Annotated in this window: 23 protein-coding genes and 1 pseudogene; 9 read left to right on the plus strand and 15 right to left on the minus strand. The window is 74.5% G+C overall.

Annotated elements, in window-relative coordinates:
* Positions 1-27 precede the first annotated feature (27 nt).
* From AB0E83_RS26260 to ssd, 7 genes and pseudogenes are all read right to left on the minus strand, one after another.
* A pseudogene (locus AB0E83_RS26260) lies at positions 28-408 on the minus strand (Rv3654c family TadE-like protein); the annotation flags it as partial.
* Entirely contained in the window at positions 294-653 is a 360-nt protein-coding gene (locus AB0E83_RS26265) for a TadE family type IV pilus minor pilin (protein WP_362116690.1), read from the minus strand. The gene AB0E83_RS26265 and the pseudogene AB0E83_RS26260, both read right to left, overlap by 115 nt.
* Positions 640-900 (minus strand): DUF4244 domain-containing protein, encoded by a 261-nt coding sequence (locus AB0E83_RS26270; protein ID WP_362116693.1) that lies wholly within the window; start codon positions 898-900, stop codon positions 640-642. The genes AB0E83_RS26265 and AB0E83_RS26270 overlap by 14 nt, the downstream gene beginning before the upstream one ends.
* 86 nt (positions 901-986) lie before the next feature.
* Positions 987-1,745 carry a type II secretion system F family protein gene (locus AB0E83_RS26275; protein WP_362116696.1) on the minus strand — a complete coding sequence of 253 codons (759 nt, stop codon included), beginning with the start codon at positions 1,743-1,745 and terminating at the stop codon, positions 987-989.
* A complete protein-coding gene (locus tag AB0E83_RS26280) occupies positions 1,735-2,604 on the minus strand; it encodes a type II secretion system F family protein (RefSeq protein ID WP_362116699.1) in 870 nt (289 codons plus the stop codon). Before AB0E83_RS26280 ends, AB0E83_RS26275 begins: the two co-directional genes overlap by 11 nt.
* Positions 2,601-3,761, minus strand: coding sequence for a TadA family conjugal transfer-associated ATPase (locus AB0E83_RS26285; protein WP_362116756.1), 1,161 nt, complete (start codon positions 3,759-3,761; stop codon positions 2,601-2,603). The genes AB0E83_RS26280 and AB0E83_RS26285 overlap by 4 nt, the downstream gene beginning before the upstream one ends.
* A gap of 53 nt (positions 3,762-3,814) precedes the next feature.
* Positions 3,815-4,945 carry a septum site-determining protein Ssd gene (ssd, locus tag AB0E83_RS26290; RefSeq protein WP_362116702.1) on the minus strand — a complete coding sequence of 377 codons (1,131 nt, stop codon included), beginning with the start codon at positions 4,943-4,945 and terminating at the stop codon, positions 3,815-3,817.
* Positions 4,946-5,395: 450 nt separating this feature from the next.
* Between ssd and AB0E83_RS26295 the strand changes: the two genes are divergently transcribed.
* A complete protein-coding gene (locus tag AB0E83_RS26295) occupies positions 5,396-6,253 on the plus strand; it encodes an HAD-IB family hydrolase (protein ID WP_362116705.1) in 858 nt (285 codons plus the stop codon).
* A 394-nt stretch (positions 6,254-6,647) separates the two neighbouring features.
* Here the strand turns inward: AB0E83_RS26295 and AB0E83_RS26300 are convergent, their stop codons facing one another.
* Positions 6,648-7,466: an oxidoreductase gene (locus tag AB0E83_RS26300; RefSeq protein WP_362116708.1), complete on the minus strand. Its 819-nt coding sequence runs from the start codon at positions 7,464-7,466 to the stop codon at positions 6,648-6,650.
* A 102-nt stretch (positions 7,467-7,568) separates the two neighbouring features.
* Here AB0E83_RS26300 and AB0E83_RS26305 point away from each other — a divergent pair, with 102 nt between their 5' ends.
* Positions 7,569-8,549: an ATP-binding protein gene (locus AB0E83_RS26305; protein ID WP_362116711.1), complete on the plus strand. Its 981-nt coding sequence runs from the start codon at positions 7,569-7,571 to the stop codon at positions 8,547-8,549.
* Positions 8,550-8,618: 69 nt separating this feature from the next.
* Here AB0E83_RS26305 and AB0E83_RS26310 read toward each other — a convergent pair whose 3' ends face one another.
* Entirely contained in the window at positions 8,619-9,920 is a 1,302-nt protein-coding gene (locus AB0E83_RS26310) for a hypothetical protein (RefSeq protein ID WP_362116714.1), read from the minus strand.
* Between the two features lie 230 nt (positions 9,921-10,150).
* On the opposite strand from AB0E83_RS26310, the gene AB0E83_RS26315 reads away from it, so the two are divergent.
* The 6 genes from AB0E83_RS26315 to AB0E83_RS26340 all read left to right on the plus strand — a co-directional run bounded on the left by AB0E83_RS26315 (position 10,151) and on the right by AB0E83_RS26340 (position 18,331).
* On the plus strand, positions 10,151-12,526 hold the full coding sequence (locus AB0E83_RS26315) for a SulP family inorganic anion transporter (RefSeq protein WP_362116717.1): 2,376 nt from the start codon (positions 10,151-10,153) through the stop codon (positions 12,524-12,526).
* 455 nt (positions 12,527-12,981) lie between these two features.
* Positions 12,982-14,937, plus strand: coding sequence for an acetate--CoA ligase (gene acs / locus AB0E83_RS26320; RefSeq protein ID WP_362116720.1), 1,956 nt, complete (start codon positions 12,982-12,984; stop codon positions 14,935-14,937).
* Between the two features lie 236 nt (positions 14,938-15,173).
* On the plus strand, positions 15,174-16,556 hold the full coding sequence (nhaA, locus tag AB0E83_RS26325) for a Na+/H+ antiporter NhaA (RefSeq protein ID WP_362116723.1): 1,383 nt from the start codon (positions 15,174-15,176) through the stop codon (positions 16,554-16,556).
* Between the two features lie 36 nt (positions 16,557-16,592).
* Entirely contained in the window at positions 16,593-17,090 is a 498-nt protein-coding gene (locus tag AB0E83_RS26330) for a phage holin family protein (RefSeq protein WP_362116726.1), read from the plus strand.
* Positions 17,087-18,022, plus strand: a complete 936-nt coding sequence (locus tag AB0E83_RS26335; protein ID WP_362116729.1) for an alpha/beta hydrolase — start codon at positions 17,087-17,089, stop codon at positions 18,020-18,022. The genes AB0E83_RS26330 and AB0E83_RS26335 overlap by 4 nt, the downstream gene beginning before the upstream one ends.
* 117 nt (positions 18,023-18,139) lie before the next feature.
* Positions 18,140-18,331, plus strand: a complete 192-nt coding sequence (locus AB0E83_RS26340; protein WP_362116732.1) for a hypothetical protein — start codon at positions 18,140-18,142, stop codon at positions 18,329-18,331.
* A 12-nt stretch (positions 18,332-18,343) separates the two neighbouring features.
* Here AB0E83_RS26340 and AB0E83_RS26345 read toward each other — a convergent pair whose 3' ends face one another.
* The 3 genes from AB0E83_RS26345 to nth all read right to left on the minus strand — a co-directional run bounded on the left by AB0E83_RS26345 (position 18,344) and on the right by nth (position 21,423).
* Positions 18,344-19,543, minus strand: coding sequence for a MarP family serine protease (locus tag AB0E83_RS26345; protein ID WP_362116735.1), 1,200 nt, complete (start codon positions 19,541-19,543; stop codon positions 18,344-18,346).
* A gap of 67 nt (positions 19,544-19,610) precedes the next feature.
* On the minus strand, positions 19,611-20,315 hold the full coding sequence (locus tag AB0E83_RS26350; protein WP_362116738.1) for a CoA pyrophosphatase: 705 nt from the start codon (positions 20,313-20,315) through the stop codon (positions 19,611-19,613).
* Positions 20,316-20,379: 64 nt separating this feature from the next.
* Positions 20,380-21,423, minus strand: coding sequence for an endonuclease III (gene nth / locus AB0E83_RS26355; RefSeq protein WP_362116741.1), 1,044 nt, complete (start codon positions 21,421-21,423; stop codon positions 20,380-20,382).
* A gap of 326 nt (positions 21,424-21,749) precedes the next feature.
* On the opposite strand from nth, the gene AB0E83_RS26360 reads away from it, so the two are divergent.
* A complete protein-coding gene (locus tag AB0E83_RS26360) occupies positions 21,750-22,424 on the plus strand; it encodes a Crp/Fnr family transcriptional regulator (RefSeq protein WP_030495802.1) in 675 nt (224 codons plus the stop codon).
* 70 nt (positions 22,425-22,494) lie between these two features.
* Here AB0E83_RS26360 and AB0E83_RS26365 read toward each other — a convergent pair whose 3' ends face one another.
* The 3 genes from AB0E83_RS26365 to AB0E83_RS26375 all read right to left on the minus strand — a co-directional run bounded on the left by AB0E83_RS26365 (position 22,495) and on the right by AB0E83_RS26375 (position 25,330).
* Positions 22,495-23,382 (minus strand): prohibitin family protein, encoded by an 888-nt coding sequence (locus AB0E83_RS26365; protein WP_362116744.1) that lies wholly within the window; start codon positions 23,380-23,382, stop codon positions 22,495-22,497.
* A gap of 257 nt (positions 23,383-23,639) precedes the next feature.
* Entirely contained in the window at positions 23,640-24,470 is an 831-nt protein-coding gene (locus tag AB0E83_RS26370; protein WP_362116747.1) for an MBL fold metallo-hydrolase, read from the minus strand.
* Entirely contained in the window at positions 24,467-25,330 is an 864-nt protein-coding gene (locus AB0E83_RS26375; RefSeq protein ID WP_362116750.1) for an NUDIX hydrolase, read from the minus strand. The genes AB0E83_RS26370 and AB0E83_RS26375 overlap by 4 nt, the downstream gene beginning before the upstream one ends.
* Between the last annotated feature and the right edge of the window lie 194 nt (positions 25,331-25,524).

Raw genomic sequence — 25,524 nt, forward strand, 5'->3', positions numbered from 1 at the left:
CGCCCCGCGGACCACCCGGGCCGTCACCTCGGCCTCCGCGCCCGTCAACCGGCACCGCACCAGCCGGGCGCCCTGCGCCGAGGCCACCCGGCCGGCCGCCGCGCACGCCTCCGCCTCGCCCCACAGGACCCGGTCGGCGGCGGCGAGGGCCGCGAGGTCGGCGGCGCCGCCCGCCCGGTGCCGGACCGCCACCGCCTGGCCGAGCGCGAGCACCGCGCCGAAGACCACGCACAGGGCGCAGGCGGCGAAGGCCGTCCACACGCTCGCGGCGCCCCGGTCGGCGCCCGCGCGCCTCACCCCGGACCACCTCCCCCGACCGTGTCCTCGGCGAGCGCCGCCGCCCCGGCCCGCAGGGTCACCCCCAGGCCGCCGGGGCCCGGCGCGGCGGCCTCCACCGTCACCCGCCACATCTCCCCCTCACGCGCCACCGCCACCCGGGCCCCCTCGGGCGCAGCGGCCCGGGCGGCGGCCATCACGGCCCCGGAGGGCTCCGACCGGGCCGCCGCCCGCGCGCCCGCCCTGGCGGCGTCCACGCACCGGATCTGCGCGGCGGACGCCGCCAGCGCCCACAGCAGCGCCATCGCGAAGAGCGCGAGCACCGGCAGCACGACCGCCGCCTCCACCGTCACGGAGCCCCGGTCAGAACGGCGCATCGAGCGCCTTCGTGACCAGCGACTCCAGGGCTCCCGAGACCGCCCCGCCCGTCATGACCTTGTAGAGCAGGGCGGCGACGCCGGCCGCCGTGAGCATGCCCAGCGCGTACTCGACGGTGCTCATCCCGCCGTCGGTCCGCAGCGCGGCCCGCCGGACCGCCCAGAACGCCCTCAGCGCCTTCCGCGCCCGCGCGCACGCCTTCTTCTTCCTCACCGTCATCGCCGTCATCTCTGTCATCTCCGTCATCTCCGTCTTCCCTTCTGTCCGTTGCTCTGTCTGTCGCTCTGTGCGTCGCTCGTACGTGTTCCGGTCCCGCTCCCGGATCCCGGTCCTCAGCGGCCGAGCAGGCCCGACGCCAGGCCGATCACCACCGGGGCCACCCCGACCGCGAGGAACGCGGGCAGGAAGCACAGCCCCACGGGGGCGCTGATCAGGACCTGGGCCCGGCGGGCCCGGGCGGCGGCGGTCCGGGCGCTCGCCGCCCGCAGTCCGGCCGCGTGCCGGGCCACCGCGTCCGCGGCGGGCGCCCCGGAGGAGCCGGCCCGCTCCATGCAGCGGGCGAGCCCCTCGGCGCCGGGTAGCGCGCCGAACCTCCCCCACACCTCGGCCGGTTCGCCGCCGAGCCGCAGTTCGGCGGCGGTACGAAGCAGTCGCTCGCCGAGCGGCCCGCCCATCGACCGCCCCACGGCCTCCGCCGCCTCCCCGGGCCCGGCCCCGGCCGAGGCGCAGGCCGCCAGCAGATCGGCCGCCAGCGGAAGCCGCCGCGCCGCCTCCCGGTCCCCGGCCGCCGCCCGGGAGAGCCCGGACCGTCGCGGCGACCACCGGACGCCGAGCGCCCCGACCGCACCCGCCAAGGCCGCCGCCACCGGCCCGAGAAGCACCCCGGCGCGGAGCACTCCCCCGGCCCTCTTCCTGCCCCCGGCTCCGGCTCCGGCTCCGGCTCCGGCCCCGGCCCCGGCCCCGAGCAGGGTGTCGAGCCGTCGCCGGCCGCCCCGCTCCCGCCGGACGCCCGTCAGCCGCAGCCAGAGCAGGGCGCACGACCAGCAGGCCAGGAGCAGCAGCGGGGCCGTCCGCAGCAGGTCACTCCGCATCGCCGCTCCCTCCCCGCACGATCCGCGCGGCCCACCACAGCCCGGCCGCCTCCAGCGCGCCGCCGAGGACCAGACAGGCTCCTCCGGCGGGGGTGTGCAGCAGGATGCGCAGGGGTTCGGCGCCCATGGCCGCGCCGAGGCCGATCCCGGCCACGGGGAGGGTCGCGAGCACGGCGACGGTCGCCCAGGCCCCGGCCAGCTCGGCCCGCAGCGCCTCGCGCCGGTCGTTCTGCTCGCGCAGGGCCGTCTCCAGCCGGTCGAGCCCGGCGGCCAGCCCCGCGCCGCCGTCCACGGCCACCTGCCAGCAGGCCGCGAGGCCCGCGAGCCCCTCGGCGCCGTCCCGGCGGGCCGCCGTCCGCAGCGCCTCCGGCACGTCACCGCCGAAGCCGGCCGCGGCGAGCACCCGCGCCTCCTCCGGGCCGAGGGCGCCGGTGCGGCGGGCCGCGTACGCGAGGGCCCGGCCGGGCTGCCAGCCGGCCCTCAGCTCACCGGCGGTGGCCTCGCACAGGGCCGCCACGCGCCCGGCCAGCGCCTCGCGCTCCCCGCGCCGGGCCGCCGCCCGCAGCCGGCGCCGCACGAGCGGGACGGCCGCGGCGCCGGCGACCAAGGGCAGCGGGGACTCCCCGAGGAGGGCGATCGCTCCGGCGGCGGGCAGGCACAGCCATTCGGGCCGGTCCCGGACCGCCGCCCACCCACGCGCCGCGGCCGCCCGGGCGGCGGCACCGCCGTGCGCCGGCCCCGGCCCGAGGAGCAGGGCGCGGGTCCGCCGGGCCGCCCCGCGGCGTACGGCCGCCTGCCACAGGGCGAGCAGGGCGCCCGCGACGAGGCAGAGGTCTCCCGGGAAGCGCGCGGCCGTCACGGGGCGCCTCCGACGAGCGAGCGCAGCCGGGGCCAGCCCCGGTCCCGCTCGAATCCGGCGGGGGCCCAGCGGAGCGCGGGCACCGTCCGCACCAGGCCCTCCCGGTCCCGCTCCAGGACGTGGACCTCGGCGATCCGGCGGCGCCCGTCGGCGTCCCGCACCAGGTGCAGCACGGCGGACAGGCCGGCGCCCAGTTGGCTGTGCAGGGCGGCCCGGTCGAGTCCGGCGGCCGTGCCGAGCGCTTCGAGCCGGGCGGGGACGTCGGAGGCCGTGTTGGCGTGCAGCGTCCCCGAGCCGCCCTCGTGGCCGGTGTTCAGGGCCGCCAGGAGGTCGACGGCCTCGCCGCCGCGCACCTCGCCGACCACCAGCCGGTCGGGCCGCATCCGCAGGGCCTGGCGGACCAGGTCCCGCAGGGTGACGAGACCGGCGCCCTCCTGGTTCGGCGGCCTGGCCTCCAGGCGCACCACGTGGGGGTGGTCCGGGCGCAGTTCGGCCGAGTCCTCGGCGAGGACGATCCGCTCCCGCTCGCCGACCAGGCCGAGCAGGGCGGCGAGGAGGGTCGTCTTGCCCGTCCCCGTGCCGCCGCTGACCAGGTACGACACCCGGGCCTCGATCAGCGCGCGCAGGATCCGGTCGCCGCCGGGCGGCACCGTCCCGGCGGCGGTCAGCTCCTCCAGGGTGAAGGCCCGGGGCCGCATCACCCGCAGCGAGAGGCAGGTGGAGCCGACCGCGACCGGCGGCAGGACCGCGTGCATCCGGGTGCCGTCGGGCAGCCGGGCGTCGACCCAGGGCCGGGCGTCGTCGAGGCGGCGGCCGGCCACCGCGGCGAGCCGCTGGGCGAGCCTCCGCACGGCGGCGGCGTCGGGGAAGACGACCGGCGCCCGCTCCAGGCCGGAGCCCCGGTCGACCCAGACCCGGTCGGGCGCCGAGACGAGGACATCGGTGACGTCGGGGTCCGCCAGCAGGGCCTCCAGCGGCCCGGCGCCGGTCAGTTCGCACCGCAGCTCCTCGGCGGCGCCCAGCACCTCGGCGTCCCCGAGCAGGCGCCCCTGGGCCCGCAGGGCGGCCGCGACCCGGGCCGGGGTCGGTTCGGCCCCGCTCGCCGCGAGCCGCTGCCGCACCGCGTCGAGCAGTCCGGCTCCGCCCGTCCGTCCCACCGGTCCGCCGGGCGGGACGGCGGCCGCCGCGGTCTCCGCCGCGCCCGCCCCCTTCACGCCGCACCCCCGGCGGGCAGCGCGCGGTCCCAGAACGCGGCGCAGAAGCGGCCGAGGGGTCCCCGGGGCTCGGCGCCCGGCGGGGTGCCCGTGTCCTGGTCCGCCACGATGCCGGGGTCGTAGGGGAGTTCGCCGGCGAGCGGCAGCCGCAGCGCGTCGGCGATCCAGCGCTCGTCGAGTCCCGCCGCGTACGGCCCCCGGACCACGGCCCGCAGGTCGCGCACGGCCGCGGCGAGGGTGTCGGTGATCCGGTGGGCGGCGGCGACCGCCCGCAGCTCACCGGGGACGACGAGGAGCCCGAGGTCGAGCTGGGCCAGGACCTCGGCCCCGGCCCCGTCGACGGCGCGCGGCAGGTCGACCACGACGACGCCGCCCCGGCGGCGGGCCGCGGCGAGCACGGACCGGACCGCTTCGGGCGGGACGGCGCCGGTCGGCTCCCGTCCCCAGCTGAGGACGCGCACCCCGCGGGCGGCGGGCAGCGACTCCTCCAGGGCGCCGCCGGCCAACCGCCCCTTCGAGGCGGCGAAGTCGCCCCACCTCCGGCCCTGTTCCCGCTCGGCGCCGAGGAGCACGTCGAGCCCTCCGCCGAGCGGGTCGCCGTCGACGAGCAGGGTCCGCCGGCCGGTGCGGGCGGCGGCGAGGGCGAGCCCGCAGGCGAGGGTGGAGGCGCCCGCCCCGCCCCGTCCGCCGACGACGCCGACGGTCAGCGCCGTCCGGCCGGCCCCCTCGGCGGCGTCGGCGATCCGGTCGACGAGCGGGGACTCGGCGCCGGGCAGCCGGAGCACGCTGTCCGCGCCGATCTCGACGGCGAGCCGCCACGCCTCCGGATCGTCCTGCCCGCGCCCGACGAGGACGACGCCGGGCCGGCGGGCGGCGCCCCGGCAGCGTGCCGCCGCGTCCTCCCCGACCAGCACGAGCGGGGGATCGGTCCAGCCCGTCCGCCGCTCGGGCACCCGGTGGTACACCTCGGGCTCGACCCCGGCCGCGGCGCACAGCCGCAGCAGATCGTCGAGGAGCGCGACGTCCTCGGTGACGATCAGCGGGCCGGGCCCGCGCACCCCTTCCCCGCCGCGCGTCGCGCCCTCGTGCTCCGTCCCGCCCGTGCGGGAAGCCGTCGGCTCCTGCATCGTGCACACCCCTCTCGTGATTCCTGCCGGCCGCGAACTTCGCGACGGGAATCACCGTGAGGCCGCCGGGGAAATCGTGCGGAGCCCCTCGAAAAACTGTGGATAAGCACCCGCCTGTGAATATCTCGACCACCCGTCCGAGGGCTGCCCGGAACGCAGTCCGCCGGTTACGCTGTGTGACGAGTGAGGGGATCGCCGGGCCGGGGGCGGCCGGACCCACGGCGACACGAGAGAGAGGAGCGAGCGATGGCTCAGCGCGGAAAAACGGCCCCGGACATGCGACGACCCCCGCCGGGGGGGAGAGCGGGGGTCGTCTCTCCGGCCGACTCGGGGGGGGAGGAGCCGGACCGGGTATGCACGGTCGCGAACGATCCGTGACTTCCATGGTGTACCCGAGAGCCTTCTCAGGCAAACCCACGCGCCCCAGCGTACGCCGAATGGCGGGCACCTATGCTCAGCGTTGTGGAAAACCACTCCTTGCCGCGCACAGCCGCCTTCTTTGACCTGGACAAGACGGTCATTGCGAAGTCCTCGACGCTGACCTTCAGCAAGTCCTTCTACCGGGGCGGGCTGATCAGCCGCCGCGCCGCCCTGCGGACGGCCTACATCCAGTTCGTGTTCCTCGTCGGCGGGGCCGATCACGACCAGATGGAGCGGATGCGCGAATACCTTTCCGCGCTCTGCAAAGGCTGGAACGTCGCCCAGGTCAGGGAACTGGTCGCCGAGACCCTGCACGACCTGATCGACCCGATCATCTACGACGAGGCCGCCTCCCTCATCGAGGAGCACCACGCCGCCGGCCGCGACGTGGTGATCGTGTCCACCTCCGGCGCCGAGGTGGTCGAGCCGATCGGGGAGATGCTGGGGGCCGACCGGGTCGTCGCCACCCGGATGGTGGTCGGCGAGGACGGCTGCTTCACCGGCGAGGTGGAGTACTACGCCTACGGCCCGACGAAGGCCGAGGCGATCCGGGCCCTGGCGGAGTCGGAGGGGTACGACCTGGCCCGCTGCTACGCCTACAGCGACTCGGCGACCGACATCCCCATGCTGGAGGCCGTCGGGCACCCGCACGCGGTCAACCCGGACCGGGCGCTGCGCCGCGAGGCGACCGCCCGGGAGTGGCCGGTGCTGGTGTTCAACCGGCCGGTGCGGCTCAAGCAGCGGCTGCCGGAGTTCCGGATGCCGCCCCGCCCGACGCTCATGGCCGCGGCGGCCGTGGGTGCGGCGGCGGCCACGGCGGGGCTGGTCTGGTACGCCACCCGCCGGCGCCACCGGGCCAGGGCGGCCGCGCTCCTCGCCGCCGGCTGACGCCTTGTCCCGATTTCCCCCGATCCGGAAAGACCGCAAAGAAGCGGAGCTACCACTTTCGCTTACCGGCGGACAGGAGTAGAAAGGAATCAGGCCCGCGAGACCTGGGACATCCGAGAGGATCACCTGTTGAGCATCAAGGCCCCACGGACCTGACGCACAAAAACCTGGCACCCACGCGACGTCGACCCGTCGATTACGGGCCAGCCGCACCAGGCGAAGGGCAAAGTACCCCGCCTGATGGGCACATATCGAGGACGCTTGGTAACTGGGTGGACGTGCCAGCGGCGGTACTGATTTCCGGTACCGCCGCAACCCATGTCAGGGGCCCCTCCGAGCCGGACCGGGCCGGCTCAGGCCGGATCCGAAGCGGTCCAAACGACCCGGGGCCGGTTCAGGCCGCGCCGCGCTGGAGCGCCTCGCAGACCGCCGTCGACTCCCGGACGCCGAGTTCCACCGCGCGGCCGCAGTGCGCGATCCACGCGCCGACGCCCTCCGGGGTGCCGGACAGGTACCCCTCGAAGGCGGCCGCGTAGGCGGCCCGGCCCTGTTCCGCGTGGCCGACCTCGGCGGGGCAGATGCCCTTCGGGTCGAGACCGCTGCCCTCCAGCACGATCCGCTCCGCGGCCCGGGCGACCAGGCCGTTGTGCGAGGTGAAGGGGCGCAGGGCGAGCAGTTCGCCGTGGACCACCGCGGAGACGACGAGCGCCGGGGCCTCGCTGCCGGCGACGACGAGGTCCGCGAGGCCGTCGAGACGGGCGGCGACCTCGTCGGGGGCCGGCAGCGGGGCCTCGATCAGCGGCTCGGCCACGGCTTCGCCGGCCAGGCGCGGACGCCCCACGGAAGCCTCGTGCTCGCCCGCGGCGACCAGGTGCAGCCGGGCGAGGACCCGGAGCGGCGACTGGCGCCAGATGGAGAGGAGCTGGCCCGCCTCGGCGCTCAGCCGCAGGGCAGCGCCGACGGTGCGGGCCTCGGGGTCGGCGCTGAAGTCGGTCCGGCGGCGGACCTCCTCCAGGGCCCAGTCGGCACCGGCCAGCGCGGCCGAGCCGCGGGCGCCGCGGAGCGCAGCCTCGGAGGCGATCTCGTTGCTGCGGCGGCGCATCACGCGGTGGCCGTAGACCCGGTCGACGGCCTTGCGTACGGAGTCCACCGCGTCGGCGACGCCCGGCAGGGTGCCGAGGGCGGCCAAGGGGTCAGAGGCGTGCGTACTCATAGGCAAGGAGGCTACGCGCCCCCGGGGCCCGCCCCACGATGGAGTGGTCTTCTTCATAGACCTTGACCACGGCGCGCGTTCGTGCCGCTACGCTAGGTGAACATGAAGATCGCTTTCGTCGGGAAGGGCGGCAGCGGCAAGACGACGCTGTCCTCGCTCTTCGTCCGCCACCTCGCCGCCACCGAGTCGCCGGTCGTCGCCGTCGACGCGGACATCAACCAGCACCTGGGGGCCGCGCTCGGCCTCTCCGAGGCGGAGGCGGCCGCGCTGCCCGCGATGGGGGCGCACCTGCCGCTCATCAAGGAGTACCTGCGCGGCAGCAACCCCCGGATCGTCTCGGCCGAGACGATGATCAAGACGACGCCGCCCGGCGAGGGTTCGCGACTGCTGCGGGTCCGCGAGGAGAACCCGGTGTACGAGGCGTGCGCGCGGCCGGTCCGGCTCGACCCGGGCGAGGTCCGGCTCATGGCGACCGGCCCCTTCACCGAGGCGGACCTCGGGGTGGCCTGCTACCACTCGAAGGTCGGCGCGGTGGAGCTGTGCCTGAACCACCTGGTGGACGGGGCCGACGAGTACGTCGTCGTCGACATGACGGCCGGGTCGGACTCCTTCGCGTCGGGCATGTTCACCCGCTTCGACATGACCTTCCTGGTCGCCGAGCCGACCCGCAAGGGCGTGTCGGTGTACCGCCAGTACAAGGAGTACGCACGGGACTTCGGCGTCGCGCTGAAGGTCGTCGGCAACAAGGTGCAGGGCCCGGACGACCTGGACTTCCTGCGCCAGGAGGTCGGCGAGGACCTGCTCGTCACGGTCGGCCACTCGGACTGGGTCCGCGCGATGGAGAAGGGCCGGCCGCCGCGCTTCGAGGAGCTGGAGCCGGAGAACCACCGTGCGCTGCGGACCCTGCGGGAGGCGGCGGACGACTCGTACGCGCGCCGCGACTGGCGGCGCTACACGAGCCAGATGGTCCACTTCCACCTCCGCAACGCGGAGAGCTGGGGCAACGCGAAGACCGGGGCCGACCTGGCGGCGCAGGTCGACCCCGGCTTCGTCCTCGGCGAACCGGCCACCGCCGGACGGTAGCCCCGGCCGGGGACGGTCACGAGGGGGCCGGCCCGACGGTGGGGGGCCGGCCCCGGGGCGGGGAGGCGGTCAGCTCCGGGCGGCCGGCCGGGCCGCGGGCGCGGCGGGCGCGGGGCGGGGGGCCAGGAAGGCGGACCAGCCGCCGGCGGGGGCTTCGCCGACCTTCAGGGTGCGCATCTTGGCGATGACGGCGGGGTCCTGGGCGTCGAGCCAGTCCGCGAGCTGGCGGAAGGAGACGCACTCGACGTCCTTCTGGACGCAGACCGTGGCGATGGTCTCCTCGATGGCGCGCATGTAGGTGCCGCCGTTCCAGGACTCGAAGTGGTTGCCGATGATGACCGGCGCCCGGTTGCCCCGGTAGGAGCGCTCGAAGGCCTGGACGAGGCCGTCGCGCATCTGGTCGCCCCAGTAGCGGTGCATGCCCGGGTCGCCCTGGGTGGTGCCGGGCGACTGGTTGACCATGAAGTTGTAGTCCATGGACAGGGTCTGGAAGGCGCGGCCCGGGACCGGGACCAGGTGCATGGACAGGTCCCAGAGGCCGTGGTCCTTCTTCGGCCAGATCTGGTCGTTGACCCCGCTGGTGTCGTAGCGGAAGCCGAGCTCGGAGGCGGCCTTCACGAAGTTCTCGCGGCCCTCCAGGCACGGGGTGCGGGCGCCGACGAGCTCCTTGTCGTAGTCGAAGGGGAGCGGCTTCTCGGCGCGCAGGCCGGCGTTGGTCTTCCAGTTCTTGACGAAGGACTTGGCCTGCCGGATCTCGCTCTTCCACTCCTCCACGGACCAGGTGCCGACGCCGCCCTCGGCGCCGCAGAAGTGCCCGTTGAAGTGGGTGCCGATCTCGTTGCCCTCCAGCCACGCGCCGCGCAGTTCGCGGACGGTGTCGCGGATGCCCTCGACGTCGTTGAAGCCGATGTCGGAGCGGCCGGCGGAGTGCTTCGGCGGGTCGTACATCGCCCGCTTCTCCTCCGGCAGGAGGTACACCCCGCTGAGGAAGTACGTCATGGTCGCGTCGTACTTCTTGCCGACGTTCCGGAAGTGGGAGAAGAGCTTCTGGCTGTCCTCGCCGGCGCCGTCCCAGGAGAAGACCACGAACTGCGGCGGTGCCTCGCCCGGCTTGAGCTTCTTCCAGGACGGCTGGTGCGGCTGGGCACCGGTGTAGGCGGTGGAGCCGTCGCCGATCAGCCGGACCGGGTTCTCCGGCGCGGCGGCGGGGCCCTTCTTCGCGCCCGTCCCCGCTCCGGGGGCGCCCTGGGCGGCCGGGCCGGGGGCGGCCGGCTCCGAGCAGCCGGCCAGACCGCCGACCAGGGCGACGGTGAGGGCGCCGGCGGCCAGCGCCTTCCTCCGGAACGTACTTCCTCGTACGGCGGCTGACATCCGCCCACCTCTCTTCTCCGACGGGCCTTCTCCGACTGACGACCGAGCGGCGTCAACGTCGCACCCGGCCCGCCGGGAAGATGAAACGACAAGCGGCAATGCGCCCCCCATTCACCGGAACCGGTGAACCATTGCCCTGTTTGCCCCGAAAATAATGCCGGAGACTTTACTCTCCATTACGATTCGTTTACTCAGAGTTGAGGTACCCGTTCGGCCTTGGAGGAGACCGGATGACCCTCGTCACCCCCGCCCGCACCCCCAACCGACCACGCGTCCAGCGGCCCCACAGCCCGCCCGGGAGCGGCCGCGGATTCCGCCCCGCCGGCGTGGACGTCTCCGCGTCGATCGCCGTCTTCCTGATCGCGCTGCCGCTCTCGCTCGGCATCGCCCTCGCCACCGGAGCCCCGCTCCAGGCCGGACTGGTCGCCGCCGCCGTCGGCGGCCTGGTCGCCGGCCGTCTCGGCGGCTCCCCGCTCCAGGTGAGCGGCCCGGCCGCCGGCCTCACCGTCGTCACCGCCGAGCTGATCCAGCGGTACGGCTGGCGCACCACCTGCGCCATCACGGTCCTCGCCGGACTCGCCCAACTCGCCCTGGCCGCCCTGAAGGTGGCCCGCTCGGCGCTCATGGTCTCGCCCGCCATCGTGCACGGCATGGTGGCCGGCATCGGCGTCACCATCGCCCTGGCCCAGCTGCACATCGTCCTCGGCGGCACCCCGCAGAGCTCCGCCGTCTCCAACGCCCTCGGTCTGCCCGCCCAGTTGGCGGACGCCAGACCCGCCGCGCTCGCCATCAGCGGGCTGACCGTCGCCCTCCTGCTCGGCTGGCCCCGGCTGCCGGGCCGCGTGGGCCGGTCGCTGCGCAAGGTCCCGGCCGCGCTGGTCGGCGTCGGCGGCGCGACCGTGCTCGCGGTGGCCGCGGGCCTCACCGTGCCCCGCGTCGACCTGCCCTCCTGGAGCAGCCACGCGCTGCCGGGGCTGCCCGAGGGGCCGGTCCTCGGCATCGCCGCCGGCGTGCTGACCATCACCCTGGTCACCAGCGTGCAGTCGCTGCTCTCCGCCGTCGCCGTCGACAAGCTGGTGGCCGCGCGCCCGGACCGGGGCCGGGGCGTCCCGCGCGCCGACCTCGACCGTGAGCTGGCCGGCCAGGGCGCGGCCAACATGGTCTCCGGGGCGCTCGGCGGCCTCCCGGTCGCCGGAGTCGCGGTCCGCAGCGTGGCCAACGTCTCGGCGGGCGCGGTCAGTCGCGCCTCGACGATGCTGCACGGCCTGTGGATCGTGCTCGCCGCGCTGCTGCTGGTGCCCGCCATCGACCTGATCCCGCTGGCCGCGCTCGCCGCGCTGGTCATGGTGGTCGGCATCCAGATGGTGAGCATCACCCACATCCGTACGGTCACCCGGCACCGCGAGGTCGTGGTCTACGCGGTGACGCTGACCGGGGTCGTCCTGGTCGGCGTCCTGGAGGGCGTCGCCCTCGGCATCGCCGTCGCCGTCGCCGTCGCGATGCAGCGGCTGGCCCGGACCCGGATCACCCTGGAGGAGCGCGACGGGCGCCGACTGGTGCGCGTGCGCGGCCAGTTGACCTTCCTCGCGGTGCCCCGGCTGAGCCGGACGCTGCACCAGGTCCCGGCGGGCGCGGAGGTGACCGTGGAGCTGGACGGCTCGTTCATGGACCACGCCGCGTACGAGGCGTTGAACGACTGGTCGGCCGGTCACACGGCCCACGGCGGCGCGGTCGAACTGACCGGCCCCACCGGCGCCCGCATCACCGGCTCCCCCGCCGCCCCGGACCCCGGTGCGGCCGACGCGCCGGACGCCTCCCCCCACCCCTGCTGTCGCCCCTGGACCCCCTGGCACAACCACCAGTGCGCCGAGGAGCCGGCGCCGGCCGCCGCCCCGGCCGAGGAGGCCCCGCGCCCGACGGGCCATCAACTGGCGCAGGGCATCGGCAAGTTCCAGCGGAACACCGCCCCGCTGGTCCGGGACGAACTGGCCCGGCTCGCCCGGGAGGGCCAGCGCCCCTCGCAGCTCTTCCTCACCTGCGCCGACTCCCGGCTGGTCACCAGCATGATCACCGCCAGCGGCCCCGGCGACCTCTTCACCGTGCGCAACGTCGGCAATCTGGTGCCGCTGCCCGGCGAGGAGAGCGGGGACGACTCGGTGGCGGCGGCGATCGAGTACGCGGTGGACGTGCTGCGGGTGCAGTCGATCACCGTCTGCGGCCACTCCGGGTGCGGCGCCATGCAGGCCCTGCTCGGCGCCGGGCCGGACGATCCGGCGACGCCGCTGCGCCGCTGGCTGCGGCACGGCAGACCGAGCCTGGAGCGGATGGCGAGCCGCCGGCACGCCTGGGCGCGGATCTCCGGACGGCTGCCGGCGGACGCGGTCGAGCAGCTGTGCCTCACCAACGTGGTGCAGCAGTTGGAGCACCTGCGGGCGTACGAGTCGGTGGCGCGCCGGCTCGCGGACGGCAGCCTCACCCTCCACGGGATGTACTTCCACGTGGGCGAGGCGCAGGCGTACCTGCTCTCCGACGCGGGCGAGCCGCACGGCTACGACCACGTCTTCCACGGCGTCCCGCCGACGGCCCTGGCGGCACGGGCCTCCTGAACCGGCGCCCGCCGACGGCCCCGGCGGCAGGGGCGTCCCGAACGGCGCCCGGCGGCACGGGCCCGTACGGCGGGCGCCGGACACCCTGCGCCCGCCGCCGATCCTGAGGGCACAGGCTCCGCGCGGCGGGCCCGGCCGCACAGGCTCCGTGCGGCGGGCCCCGGACACCCGGCGCCCGTCGGCCGGCCCAGGCGGCACCGGCCCCGGCGGCCCCGGCCCCGTACGCCCGCCGTCCCGTCACCCCGCCGCCGCGCGTCCTGAACCTTTCCCGGCGCGCGTCCGTGAGACTGTGTGGCCCCTTCTCCCTCCGCTCGGGACGAAGGGGCCCCCGTCCGTCAAGCCGCTCACAGGTCTAAACCAATTCCCCGGAGACTCTTGTCACCCGGGGCTCCGGGCTGATGAGCTATGACGCGGGACACATACGCACAGAGGACGCCCTGGGAAAGGGAGATGTCGTGAGCAACGAGAGCCTGGCCAATCTGCTCCGGGAAGAGCGCCGCTTCGCGCCGCCCGCCGAGCTGGCCGCGCACGCCAACGTGACGGCGGAGGCGTACGAGCAGGCCGAGGCGGACAGGCTGGGCTTCTGGGCCGAGCAGGCCAAGCGCCTGACCTGGGCCACCGAGCCGACCGAGACCCTGGACTGGTCGAACCCGCCGTTCGCCAAGTGGTTCGCCGACGGCGAGCTGAACGTGGCGTACAACTGCGTCGACCGGCACGTCGAGGCCGGCCACGGCGACCGGGTCGCCATCCACTTCGAGGGCGAGCCGGGCGACAGCCGCGCGATCACCTACGCCGAGCTCAAGGACGAGGTCTCCAAGGCCGCCAACGCCCTGACCGAGCTGGGCGTGCGGAAGGGCGACCGGGTCGCCGTCTACCTGCCGATGATCCCCGAGGCCGCGATCACCATGCTGGCCTGCGCCCGGATCGGTGCCGCCCACTCGGTCGTCTTCGGCGGCTTCTCCGCCGACGCCGTGGCCTCCCGCATCCAGGACGCCGACGCCAAGGTGGTCGTCACCGCCGACGGCGGCTACCGCCGCGGCAAGCCGTCCGCCCTCAAGCCGGCCATCGACGAGGCCGTCGCCAAGTGCCCGCAGGTCGAGCACGTGCTCGTGGTCCGCCGCACCGGCCAGGAGACCGCCTTCACCGAGGGCCGCGACGTCTGGTGGGACGACGTCGTCGCCCGCCAGTCCACCGAGCACACCCCCGAGGCGTTCCCGGCCGAACACCCGCTCTTCATCCTCTACACCTCGGGCACCACGGGGAAGCCGAAGGGCATCCTGCACACCTCCGGCGGCTACCTCACCCAGGCCGCGTACACCCACCACGCCGTCTTCGACCTCAAGCCGGAGACCGACGTCTACTGGTGCACCGCCGACATCGGCTGGGTCACCGGCCACTCGTACATCGTCTACGGCCCGCTCGCCAACGGCGCCACCCAGGTCATGTACGAGGGCACCCCGGACACCCCGCACCAGGGCCGGTTCTGGGAGATCGTGCAGAAGTACGGCGTCACCATCCTCTACACGGCGCCCACCGCGATCCGCACCTTCATGAAGTGGGGAGACGACATCCCCGCCAAGTTCGACCTGTCCAGCCTGCGCGTGCTGGGCTCGGTCGGCGAGCCGATCAACCCCGAGGCGTGGATCTGGTATCGCAAGCACATCGGTGCCGACCGCTGTCCGATCGTGGACACCTGGTGGCAGACCGAGACGGGCGCGATGATGATCAGCCCGCTGCCCGGCGTCACCGAGACCAAGCCGGGCTCCGCGCAGCGCCCGCTGCCGGGCATCTCCGCCACCGTCGTCGACGACGAGGCGAACGAGGTGCCGAACGGCGGGGGCGGCTACCTGGTCCTCACCGAGCCGTGGCCGTCGATGCTCCGCACCATCTGGGGCGACGACCAGCGGTTCATCGACACCTACTGGTCCCGCTTCGAGGGCAAGTACTTCGCGGGCGACGGCGCCAAGAAGGACGACGACGGCGACATCTGGCTGCTCGGCCGCGTCGACGACGTCATGCTGGTCTCCGGCCACAACATCTCGACCACCGAGGTCGAGTCCGCCCTCGTCTCCCACCCCTCGGTGGCCGAGGCGGCCGTCGTCGGCGCCGCCGACGAGACCACCGGCCAGGCGATCGTCGCCTTCGTCATCCTGCGCGGCACCGCCAGCGAGGACGAGGCCCTCGTCGCCGAGCTCCGCGACCACGTGGGCGCCACGCTCGGCCCGATCGCCAAGCCGAAGCGGATCCTGCCGGTGGCGGAGCTGCCGAAGACCCGCTCCGGCAAGATCATGCGCCGGCTGCTGCGCGACGTCGCCGAGAACCGCGAGCTGGGCGACGTCACCACGCTCACCGACTCGTCCGTCATGTCGCTCATCCAGTCGAAGCTGCCGGCCTCTTCCGACGAGGACTGAGCACCACCGGCAGGGACACGATAGGCCCGCCCCGGCGCCCCGGGGCGGGCCTTTCCGCGTCCCCGCTCCGGCGCGACGAAAGCCTCATACCACCCTAAAGTGATCCTCGCCGGACACGCCCCGGGCTCGTTAGGTAAGGTAAAGACCGCGTCAGGAACGCGACAGAAAGACCTAGGTGCGCCGGGAAGTCTGGTCGGCATGTGCTGTGTGCTGCCCACCCGACCGGAGGCTCCCCCGTGTCCACCGACCGCAAGTTCCTCGGCCGGCTCTCCCTCCCGGAGCGCCGCTACCTCACCGACGCCCTGCGCACCGAGACCGTCGGCGGAGTCCTGCTGCTCGTCGCCGCCGTCACCGCCCTCGTCTGGGCCAACACCTTCCACAGCGGCTACGAGGCCGTCTCCGGCTTCCACATAGGCCCCGCCGCCCTCGGCCTCGACCTCTCCGTCGAGCACTGGGCCGCCGACGGCCTCCTGGCGATCTTCTTCTTCGTGGCCGGCATCGAGCTCAAGCGCGAACTGGTCGCCGGCGACCTGCGCGACCCGAAGGCCGCCGCCCTCCCCGTCATCGCCGCGATCTGCGGCATGGCCGCGCCGGCCCTCGTCTACGTCCTGGTCAACACCGCCGGCGGCGGCTCCCTGGCCGGCTGGGCCGTGCCCACCGCCACCGACATCGCCTTCGCGCTCGCCGTCCTCGCCGTCATCGGCACCTCGCTCCCCTCGGCCCTGCGCGCCTTCCTCCTCACCCTCGCCGTCGTCGACGACCTCTTCGCGATCCTGATCATCGCGGTCTTCTTCACCGGCGACCTGAACTTCGCCGCCCTCGGCGGCGCCTTCGCCGGCCTCGCCCTCTTCTGGTTCCTGCTCCGCAAGGAGGTCCGCGGCTGGTACGTGTACGTCCCGCTGGCCCTGGTCGTCTGGGGCCTGATGTACAACAGCGGCGTCCACGCCACCATCGCCGGCGTCGCCATGGGCCTGATGCTCCGCTGCACCACCCGGGAGGGCGAGCCGCACTCCCCCGGCGAGCACATCGAGCACCTGGTCCGCCCGCTCTCCGCCGGCGTCGCCGTCCCCCTCTTCGCCCTCTTCTCGGCCGGCGTGGCCATCGACGGCGGGGCCCTCGGCGACGTCTTCACCCAGCCCGTCACCCTCGGCGTCGTCCTCGGCCTGGTCGTCGGCAAGGCGGTCGGCATCTTCGGCGGCACCTGGCTGACCGCCCGCTTCACCAGGGCGGAGCTCAGCCCCGAGCTGGCCTGGCCGGACGTCTTCGCCGTCGCCTCCCTCGCCGGCATCGGCTTCACCGTCTCCCTGCTCATCGGCGAGCTCGCCTTCGAGGGCGACGCGGCCCTCACCGACGAGGTGAAGGCCGCCGTCCTCATGGGCTCGCTCATCGCCGCCGCCTTCGCCTCGCTCCTGCTCAAGCTGCGCGTCCGGAAGTACCGGCTGCTCGTCACCGAGGAGGAGCGGGACGACGACGAGGACGGCATCCCGGACGTGTACGAGGAGGGCACCGAGGCGTACCACCTCCGGATGGCCGAGATCCTGGAGCGCAAGGCCGCGGAGCACCGCGAGCGCGCCCGTCTGGCGGGGGCACCGCGCGACGGGGCCGACCGTCCGGCATGATCTGACTCGGACCGTACAAAAGGAGAGGGAAGAGCGATGAGCGACCCGTTCGACGGAACCGAGCGCAGTCTCGGCCAGCTGGTCGCCTCGGCGACCGCCGAGATGTCCGCACTGGTGCACGACGAGATCGCCCTGGCCAAGGCCGAACTCCGGGAGGACGTCAAGCGCGGCGCGATCGGCAGCGGCGCGGCCATCGCCGCCGCCGTCGTGCTGCTGTTCTCGCTGCCGATGCTGAGCTTCGCGCTCGCCTACGCCATCAACACCTGGACCGGCGGGCACAACGGCAACGGCGGCTGGAACCTCGTGTGGTGCTTCCTGCTGTCCTTCGCCTTCAACGTGATCGTCGCGGGCCTCCTCGGCGCGATCGCCGTCGCGAAGTTCAAGAAGGTCAAGCCGCCGCAGAAGTCCATCGCCTCCGCCAAGCAGACCGCCGCGATCATGCAGAACGTGAAGCCGCACCCCCGCCCGGAGGGCGTCCCGGCGGCGGAGGTGACGATGGCCAAGGCCCAGTCTGTGGCACGCTCGTCCGTATGACCCTCCCCGAGAGCAGCACCCCCGGCGGCGGGCCCGTACGCCTCGACGGTCCGTGGACCCACCGTGACGTCGCGGCCAACGGCGCCCGCTTCCACATCGCCGAGATGGGCGACGGCCCCCTGGTGCTGCTGCTGCACGGCTTCCCGCAGTTCTGGTGGACCTGGCGCCACCAGCTGCCGGCGCTCGCCGAGGCCGGTTTCCGGGCGGTCGCGATGGACCTGCGCGGGGTCGGCGGCAGCGACCGCACCCCGCGCGGTTACGACCCCGCCAACCTGGCCCTGGACATCACCGGCGTGGTCCGCTCGCTCGGCGAGCCGGACGCCGCGCTCGTCGGCCACGACCTGGGCGGCTACCTCGCCTGGACGGCCGCCGTGATGCGGCCCAAGCTGGTCCGCCGGCTGGTGGTCTCCTCGATGCCGCACCCGCGCCGCTGGCGTTCGGCGATGCTCTCCGACTTCGCCCAGTCCCGGGCCGGCTCGCACATCTGGGGCTTCCAGCGGCCGTGGGTGCCGGAGCGTCAGCTGGTCGCCGAGGACGCCGAACTGGTGGGCCGTCTGATCCGGGACTGGTCGGGCCCGCGCCCGGTGGAGGACGAGGCGGTCGAGGCGTACCGGCGGGCGATGCTCGTCCCGTCCACCGCGCACTGCTCGATCGAGCCGTACCGCTGGCTGGTCCGCTCGCTGGCCCGCCCCGACGGCATCCAGTTCAACCGGCGCATGAAGCGGCCGGTGCGGGTGCCGACGCTGCACCTGCACGGCTCGCTGGACCCGGTGATGCGCACCCGCAGCGCGGCCGGCTCGGGCGAGTACGTGGAAGCGCCGTACCGCTGGCGGCTCTTCGACGGCCTCGGGCACTTCCCGCACGAGGAGGACCCGACCGCCTTCACGACGGAGCTGGTCAACTGGCTGAAGGACCCCGAGCCCGACCGCTGACCCCCGTACGGCCCCGCCCGCACGGGTTTGCGTCGAACGGCCATGTGCCCCGCGCATACTCCGATTGGCGGGCCCCCGGGCGGTTACCGACCCCGGCCCCCGGGCAGACGTCCCGGTATGGGCTGGACGTACGACTACGGTGACACGGCACGCGACCGCCGCTCCGCCTCCGGGCCGGGCTCCCGCGAGCGGGGAGGACCGCCGGAGGGGGGCCGCGCTCCCGGCGGGCAGGTCGGGATCTCGCGCATCCTCAGGCGGCGGGCCCGCTGGATGTCGGCCCGGCTCCGCCACCCGCGCGACACCGCCTGAGACCCGGACGGCTCAGAGGGCGCAGCCCTCGGTGTCCACCTGCTGGTTCGCCGTGCGGCCGAGCTCGATGTCCTCGCGGATCTCCTCGACCGTCAGCGCGTACCCCGTGTTCGCGTCGTCGCGGGAGCGGGCGAAGATCACGCCCGAGACCGCGCCGTCCTCGGTGAGCAGCGGACCGCCGGAGTTGCCCTGCCGGACCGTCGTGTACAGCGAGTAGACCTCCCTGCGCACCTCGCCCCGGTGGTAGATGTCGGGGCCGTCGGCGGCGATCCGGCCGCGGACACGGGCCGAGCGGACGTCGTAGGAGCCGTTCTCGGGGAAGCCGGCGACGATGGCGTCGTCGCCGCTGCGGGCCTCCCGGTCGGTGAAGCGCAGCGGGGTGGCGCGCAGGTCCGGCACGTCGAGGACGGCGATGTCGCGGCGCCAGTCGTAGAGCACGACCTTGGCGTCGTAGAGCCGGCCCTCGCCGCCGATCTGCACGGTGGGCTCGTCGACGCCGCCGACCACGTGCGCGTTGGTCATCACCCGCCGGTCGGAGAAGACGAAGCCGGTGCCCTCCAGGACCTTGCCGCAGCTCGGGGCCGTGCCGACGACCTTGACGATGGAGCGCTGGGCGAGGGTCGCGACGGGGCTGCCGGCGAGCGCCGGGTCGGGCGGCAGGACCTCGGTGATGGGCTCGTCGGCGAAGGGGCTGAAGACCTGCGGGAAGCCGCTGCGGGCCAGGGTGGAGCTGAAGTCGGCGAACCAGACGCCGACCTGATCGGGCATCACCCGGGAGACGCCCTGGAGCACCTTGGAGCCGCGCACCTCCTTGCCGAGGGTGGGCAGCGAGGTGCCGGCCAGGGCCGAGCCGATCAGCCAGGCCACCAGGAGCATGGCGACCACGTTGACCAGCGCGCCGCCGGTGGCGTCGAGGGCGCGGGCCGGGGACCAGGTGATGTGGCGGCGGAGCTTGTTCCCGAGGTGGGTGGTGAGCGCCTGGCCGACGGAGGCGCTGACGATGACCGCCATCACGAAGATCACGGTGACCGAGGTGGTGACCTCGCTCTGGTCGGTGAGCTGGTCCCAGAGGATCGGCAGCAGCCACATGGCGAGGAGCCCGCCGCCGAGGAAGCCGATCACGGAGAGGACGCCGACCACGAAGCCCTGGCGGTAGCCGATGATCGCGAACCACACGGCCGCGAGCAGCAGCAGGATGTCCAGCACGTTCACGGTCGTCAGCCTCGCAGATTCGTTCCGGTCGCCGTCTCGTCCCCGGCCTCCCGGGGTGGTCAGCCTGTCATGACCGCCAGTCGAGCGGGACCTCGCGGGAGGGGTCCCAGGGACGCTCCCAGCCCGCGAAGTGCAGCAGCCGGTCGATCACTCCGGCGGTGAAACCCCAGACCAGGGCGGACGCGACGAGGAAGGCCGGGCCCGCGTGGCCGGCCGGGTGGACGGCGGTGGCGCGGTTGGCCGGGTCCGTGAGATCCGCCACGGGCACGGTGAAGACCCGGGCCGTCTCGGCGGGGTCGACGACGCCGACCGGGCTGGGCTCGCGCCACCAGCCGAGCACGGGGGTGACGACGAAGCCGCTGACCGGGATGTAGAGCCGGGGCAGCACGCCGAAGAGCTGGACGCCGGCCGGGTCGAGGCCGGTCTCCTCCTCGGCCTCGCGCAGGGCGGCCCGCAGCAGCCCGCCGTCGGCCGGGTCGCCGTCCTCGGGGTCGAGGGCGCCGCCGGGGAAGGAGGGCTGCCCGGCGTGCGAGCGGAGGCTGCCGGCCCGCTCCATGAGCAGCAGCTCGGGCCCGCGCTCGCCCTCGCCGAAGAGGACGAGGACGGCGGACTGGCGGCCCGCGCCGCTCGCCGGCGGCAGGAACCGGCTCAGCTGCTCGGGAGCGACCGTGCGCGCGGCCCGGTCGACCGGCGCGAGCCAGTCGGGCAGGCCGTCCCGGTCCAGCAGGCCGCCGGTGCCGGGGCCGTAGATCTCTTCGTCCGTGCGCGTCATGGGCACCCCCGTGTCGTCCAACGCCGTCGCCGTGCCCCTTCGTTCCCGGGGGTCCGTCCCGCGCTCACTCCGCCCCCGAGGGGTTCCGCGCGGCGCCGGGGGCCACGGCGGGGGCGGGCGGGGCGGGGCGGCCGGGGTAGTCGGCGGGCGGGTTGAGCCGCTGGCCGGGGTAGCCGCCCTTCTCGTACTTGAGCAGTTTCCGCGCCTTCTCCGGGTCGGTCTCGCCCTCGCCGTAGGCGGGGCAGAGGTGCGTGATGGGGCAGGCGCCGCAGGCGGGCTTGCGGGCGTGGCAGATCCGGCGGCCGTGGAAGATCACCCGGTGCGAGAGCATCGTCCAGTCGCTCTTCGGGAAGATCTCCGCGATCTCGGCCTCGATCTTGACCGGGTCGTCGGACTCCGTCCACCCGAAGCGGCGGGCGAGGCGCATGAAGTGGGTGTCGACGGTGATGCCGGGGACCCCGAAGGCGTTGCCGAGGACGACGAAGGCGGTCTTGCGGCCGACGCCGGGGAGCTTGACCAGGTCCTCCAGGCGGCCGGGGACCTCGCCGCCGAAGTCGTCCCGGAGGGCGGCGGACAGGCCCATGATCGACTTGGTCTTGGCGCGGAAGAAGCCGGTCGGGCGGATCAGCTCCTCGACCTCCTCGGGGACGGCGGCGGCCAGGTCCTCGGGGGTGGGGTACCGGGCGAAGAGCGCGGGGGTCGTCTGGTTCACCCGCAGGTCGGTGGTCTGCGCGGAGAGGACGGTGGCGACCAGCAGCTCGAAGGGGTTGCGGAAGTCGAGCTCGGGGTGGGCGTACGGGTACACCTCCGCGAGCTCCCGGTTGATCCGCCGCGCCCGCCGGACCAGCCCGAGCCTCGACTCGGGCCGGGCGGCGGCCTTCTTGACGACGGCCTTCTCGGCGGGGGGCTTCTTGGCAGGGGGCTTCTTGGAGGCGGTCTTCTCGGCCTTCTCGGCGGCGGCCGTTTCCGGGGTGGCCGTTTCCGGGGTGGCGGGCCGCGAGGCGGCCGCCTGCGGGGAGGCGTCTTCGGGGGCGGTCCTCTTCCGCGCGGTCTTCGGCGGGGAGGCGTTTCCGGAGGGGTTCGCCGGGGTCGTCGGCGGGGCGGTCACGGCCGCCTCGCCCGCGTGCGAATCCTCCCGAATCGCCCCTTTCGACCGTTTCGACACGCCGTGTTCGCCCACAGCGGAATTACCTTCGGCCGACACTCTCCCAGCCCCCTTGGCCTGCGTTCTCACCGGCGAGTTGGACACCCGGCCAGCCTAGGGGCCACGGCCGACATCCGCCCCGCCCGCCGCCCATCGGACCCCGATCGGGCCCCTGACGTTCGGCAATGGCGTCCGGTGCGTCAAACTTGTTGTGATTGATCGCACTGTTTGGCACGTCCGGCATCATGGGAGCCAGGTCCCGTGAGCAGGTCGACAGTAGGAGTGAACTCGTGGACGACGTTCTGCGGCGCGCCCCGCTCTTCGCGGCGCTCGATGACGAGCAGGCCGCCGAGCTGCGCGCCTCGATGAGTGAGGTGACGCTCGCCCGTGGCGACGCGCTCTTCCACGAGGGCGACCCCGGCGACCGCCTGTACGTGGTCACCGAGGGCAAGGTGAAGCTGCACCGCACCTCCCCCGACGGCCGCGAGAACATGCTGGCGGTCCTCGGCCCCGGCGAGCTCATCGGCGAGCTGTCCCTCTTCGACCCGGGCCCGCGCACCGCGACCGCGACGGCGCTGACCGAGGTCAAGCTGCTCGGCCTCGGCCACGGCGACCTCCAGCCCTGGCTGAACGCCCGCCCCGAGGTGGCCGGCGCCCTGCTGCGGGCCGTCGCCCGCCGGCTGCGCAAGACCAACGACCAGATGTCCGACCTGGTCTTCTCCGACGTCCCGGGCCGTGTCGCCCGCGCGCTCCTCGACCTGTCGCGCCGCTTCGGCGTGCAGTCGGAGGAGGGCATCCACGTCGTCCACGACCTCACCCAGGAGGAGCTGGCCCAGCTGGTCGGCGCCTCCCGCGAGACCGTGAACAAGGCGCTCGCCGACTTCGCCCAGCGCGGCTGGCTGCGCCTGGAGGCCCGCGCCGTGATCCTGCTGGACGTGGAGCGCCTCGCGAAGCGCTCGCGCTGAGCCTTCCCCGCGCCCGTACGCACGAGAAGGGGGCCGCCCGGTCGAACCGGGCGGCCCCCTTCCGTACCGGCTAGCGCTTGGAGCCGTCCACGATCACCGGGGCCGAGCCGCCGCCGTCGCCGCAGGGCACCGCGTAGACCGGGTTCTTGGCCGCGGCCTCCTTGAAGGCGTCGATGCACTGGTTGGCCAGGACCTTGTCGGTCAGCGAGTCGTTGAGGATCTTGTTGGCGCGGGCGATGCCCTCCGCCTCGATGCGGCGCCGGTCCGCCTCCGCCTTGGCCGTACGGGACGCCTCCAGGGCGCGCTCGGTGGCCTGCTGCTGCTGGATCTTCCGGTCGATCTGGCCCTGGAGCGCGTCCGAGGGCTTGACGTTCCGCAGGTTGACGGTGGTGACGTCGATGCCGCGCGGGGCCAGGCGCTCCTTGATCAGGGTGCCGATCTCGGCGTTGATCTTCTCGCGGTCGGAGGCGTACCCCTGCTCGCTGGTGTAGCGGGCGAAGACGTTGCGGACGATCTCCCGGCTGTCCGGGTAGACCAGCCGCTGCTGGATCGCGTCCTCGCTGCCCGCGAGCTTGTAGAGCTCGACGGCCTTGGTCGGGACCACGGCCCACTTCACCGTGACCTCGGCGTACATGACGCCGCCCTGCGAGGAGCGGACCTCGACCACGTCCTTGTCGGAGAGGTTGAGGTCGACCGGGCGGGTCGAGAAGGTGGTGACGTCGGTGAACGGCGACTTCACGTGCATGCCGGAGGTCATCGGCGTACCGACCTTGCCGAAGGCGACCGGGACGCCGACCTCGTACGCGCTGATCACGTACGTCATGCTCACGATCAACGAGAAGACTCCGGCCACCAGCGCGCCGACGGCGCCCAGCTTCCAGCCGGTCGAGTCCTGCGACCGGCCGACGAAGTAGAGCACCACCGCGGCGATGACCAGCAGGATGGCTATGACGAACACGGGCTTCCCCCCGAGAGCTACGGCCTGATGTAAGCGGAGCGTAAGACACTCGGGGAGGCCGTCGGGTTCCCGGGGTGGCCGACCGGATCCGGCCAGGCGCTGCGGGACGGGCCCGGCCGGGGGCCGGGCCGGGCGCCGGGGCGGGGTCCGGGTCGGGGGGCCGGGGCGGGGTCCGGTCGGGGGCCGGGGCGGGTTCGACCCAGGGGCCGGTGCGGGTTCGGCCCAGGGCCCAGGTCGGGGCCGGCCCGGAGGCCGGGTCAGAGGCGGCCGTGCTCCCGCAGGTACTCCAGTTGCGCGCGGACGGACAGTTCCGCCGCGGGCCAGAGCGAGCGGTGCACGTCCGCGTAGACGTGCGCCACGACCTCGGAGGCCGTCCGGTGCCCCGCCTCGACCGCCGCCTCCACCTGCGCCAGCCGGCCGGCCCTGTGCGCCAGGTAGAAGTCCACGGCCCCCTGGGCGTCCTCCAGGACCGGGCCGTGGCCCGGCAGGACGGTGTGCACGCCGTCGTCCACGGTCAGCGAGCGCAGCCGCCGCAGCGAGTCCAGGTAGTCGCCGAGCCGCCCGTCGGGGTGCGCCACCATCGTCGTGCCGCGCCCCAGGACCGTGTCCCCCGTCAGCACCGCGCGGTCGGCGGGGAGGTGGAAGGAGAGCGAGTCCGAGGTGTGGCCGGGCGTCGGCACCACCCGCAGCTCCAGGCCGCCGACGGTGACCACGTCGCCCTCGCCCAGGCCCTCGTCGCCGAGCCGGAGCGCCGGGTCAAGCGCGCGGACGGCCGTCCCGGTCAGCTCGGCGAAGCGGCCCGCGCCCTCGGCGTGGTCCGGGTGACCGTGCGTCAGCAGGGTCAGCGCGACCCGCTTGCCCAGCTTCTCCGCCGTGTCGATCACGTTCCGCAGGTGGCCCTCGTCGAGCGGGCCCGGGTCGACGACGACGGCGAGGTCCGAGTCCGGCTCGGAGAGCAGCCAGGTGTTGGTGCCGTCCAGGGTCATCGCGGACGGGTTGGGCGCGAGCACGTTCACGGCCCGCGCGGTCGCGGGGCCGGAGGCGACGAGCCCGCGCGGCTGGCCGGGCAGGGCGGCGGCGTCGGTCATGCCGCGCCTCCCCCGACCCGCTTGGTGAACTCGTCGTGGCCGGGCCAGCTGAGCACCACCTCGCCGTCCTCCAGGCGGGCCTGGGCGAGCACCGGCGTCATGGACTGCTTTCCGGCCGCCGCCAGGGCCTCCGCGGCCGTCCCGCAGGGCTGGAGGGACCGCAGGGTGGCGATGGTCGGCGGCATCATCGTCAGCTCGCCCCGGTCATAGCCGGCGGCGGCCTCGGCCGGGCGGGTCCAGACCGTGCGGTCGGCCTCGCCGGAGACGTCCCGGGTGCGCTGCCCGGCCGGCAGCACGGCGACGAAGAACCAGGTGTCGTACCGCCGCTGCTCGAACTCGGGGGTGATCCAGCGGGCCCACGCGCCGAGCAGGTCGGAGCGGAGGGCGAGCCCGCGCCGGTCGAGGAAGTCCGCGAAGGACAGCTCGCGGGCGACCAGCGCCCGCCGGTCGCGCTCCCAGTCCTCGCCGGTGGTGTCGCCGACGACGGTGTCCGGGCTCTCGCCCGCAAGCAGGACGCCGGCCTCCTCGAAGGTCTCGCGGACGGCGGCGCAGACCACCGCCTGGGCCTGCGCGGGGTCGTCGAGCCCCAGCCGCTCCGCCCACTCCTCCAGGGCGGGCCCGGCCCAGCGCACCGGCTGCTCGTCGCGCGGGTCGACCCCGCCGCCCGGGTAGGCGTACGCGCCGCCGGCGAAGGCCATGGAGGTGCGGCGGCGCAGCATGTGGACCTCGGGCCCGCCGTCCGCGTCGCGCAGCAGGAGCACGGTGGCGGCGCGCCGGGGCGTCACCGGCACGAGCTCGCCGGCGGCGAGGGCGCGGATGCGGTCGGGCCATTCCGGCGGGTACCACTGACCATTCGACATGGGCGGATGCTATGCGCAACGAACGGAATGCACGAGAGCCGGCCGCCCGTCCCGGGCGGGAGCGGACCGCCCTGGACGCACGGAAGCGAACCGCCCTGGACGCGCGGGAGCCGGCCGTCCCGGGGAGGGGCGGCCGGCTCGCGTACGGGCTCCGTCGGCCGCCACGCGCGCGTGGCGGCCGGGATCGGGCTCAG

Source organism: Streptomyces sp. NPDC035033 (genome assembly GCF_040636735.1).
Classification (GTDB): domain Bacteria; phylum Actinomycetota; class Actinomycetes; order Streptomycetales; family Streptomycetaceae; genus Streptomyces.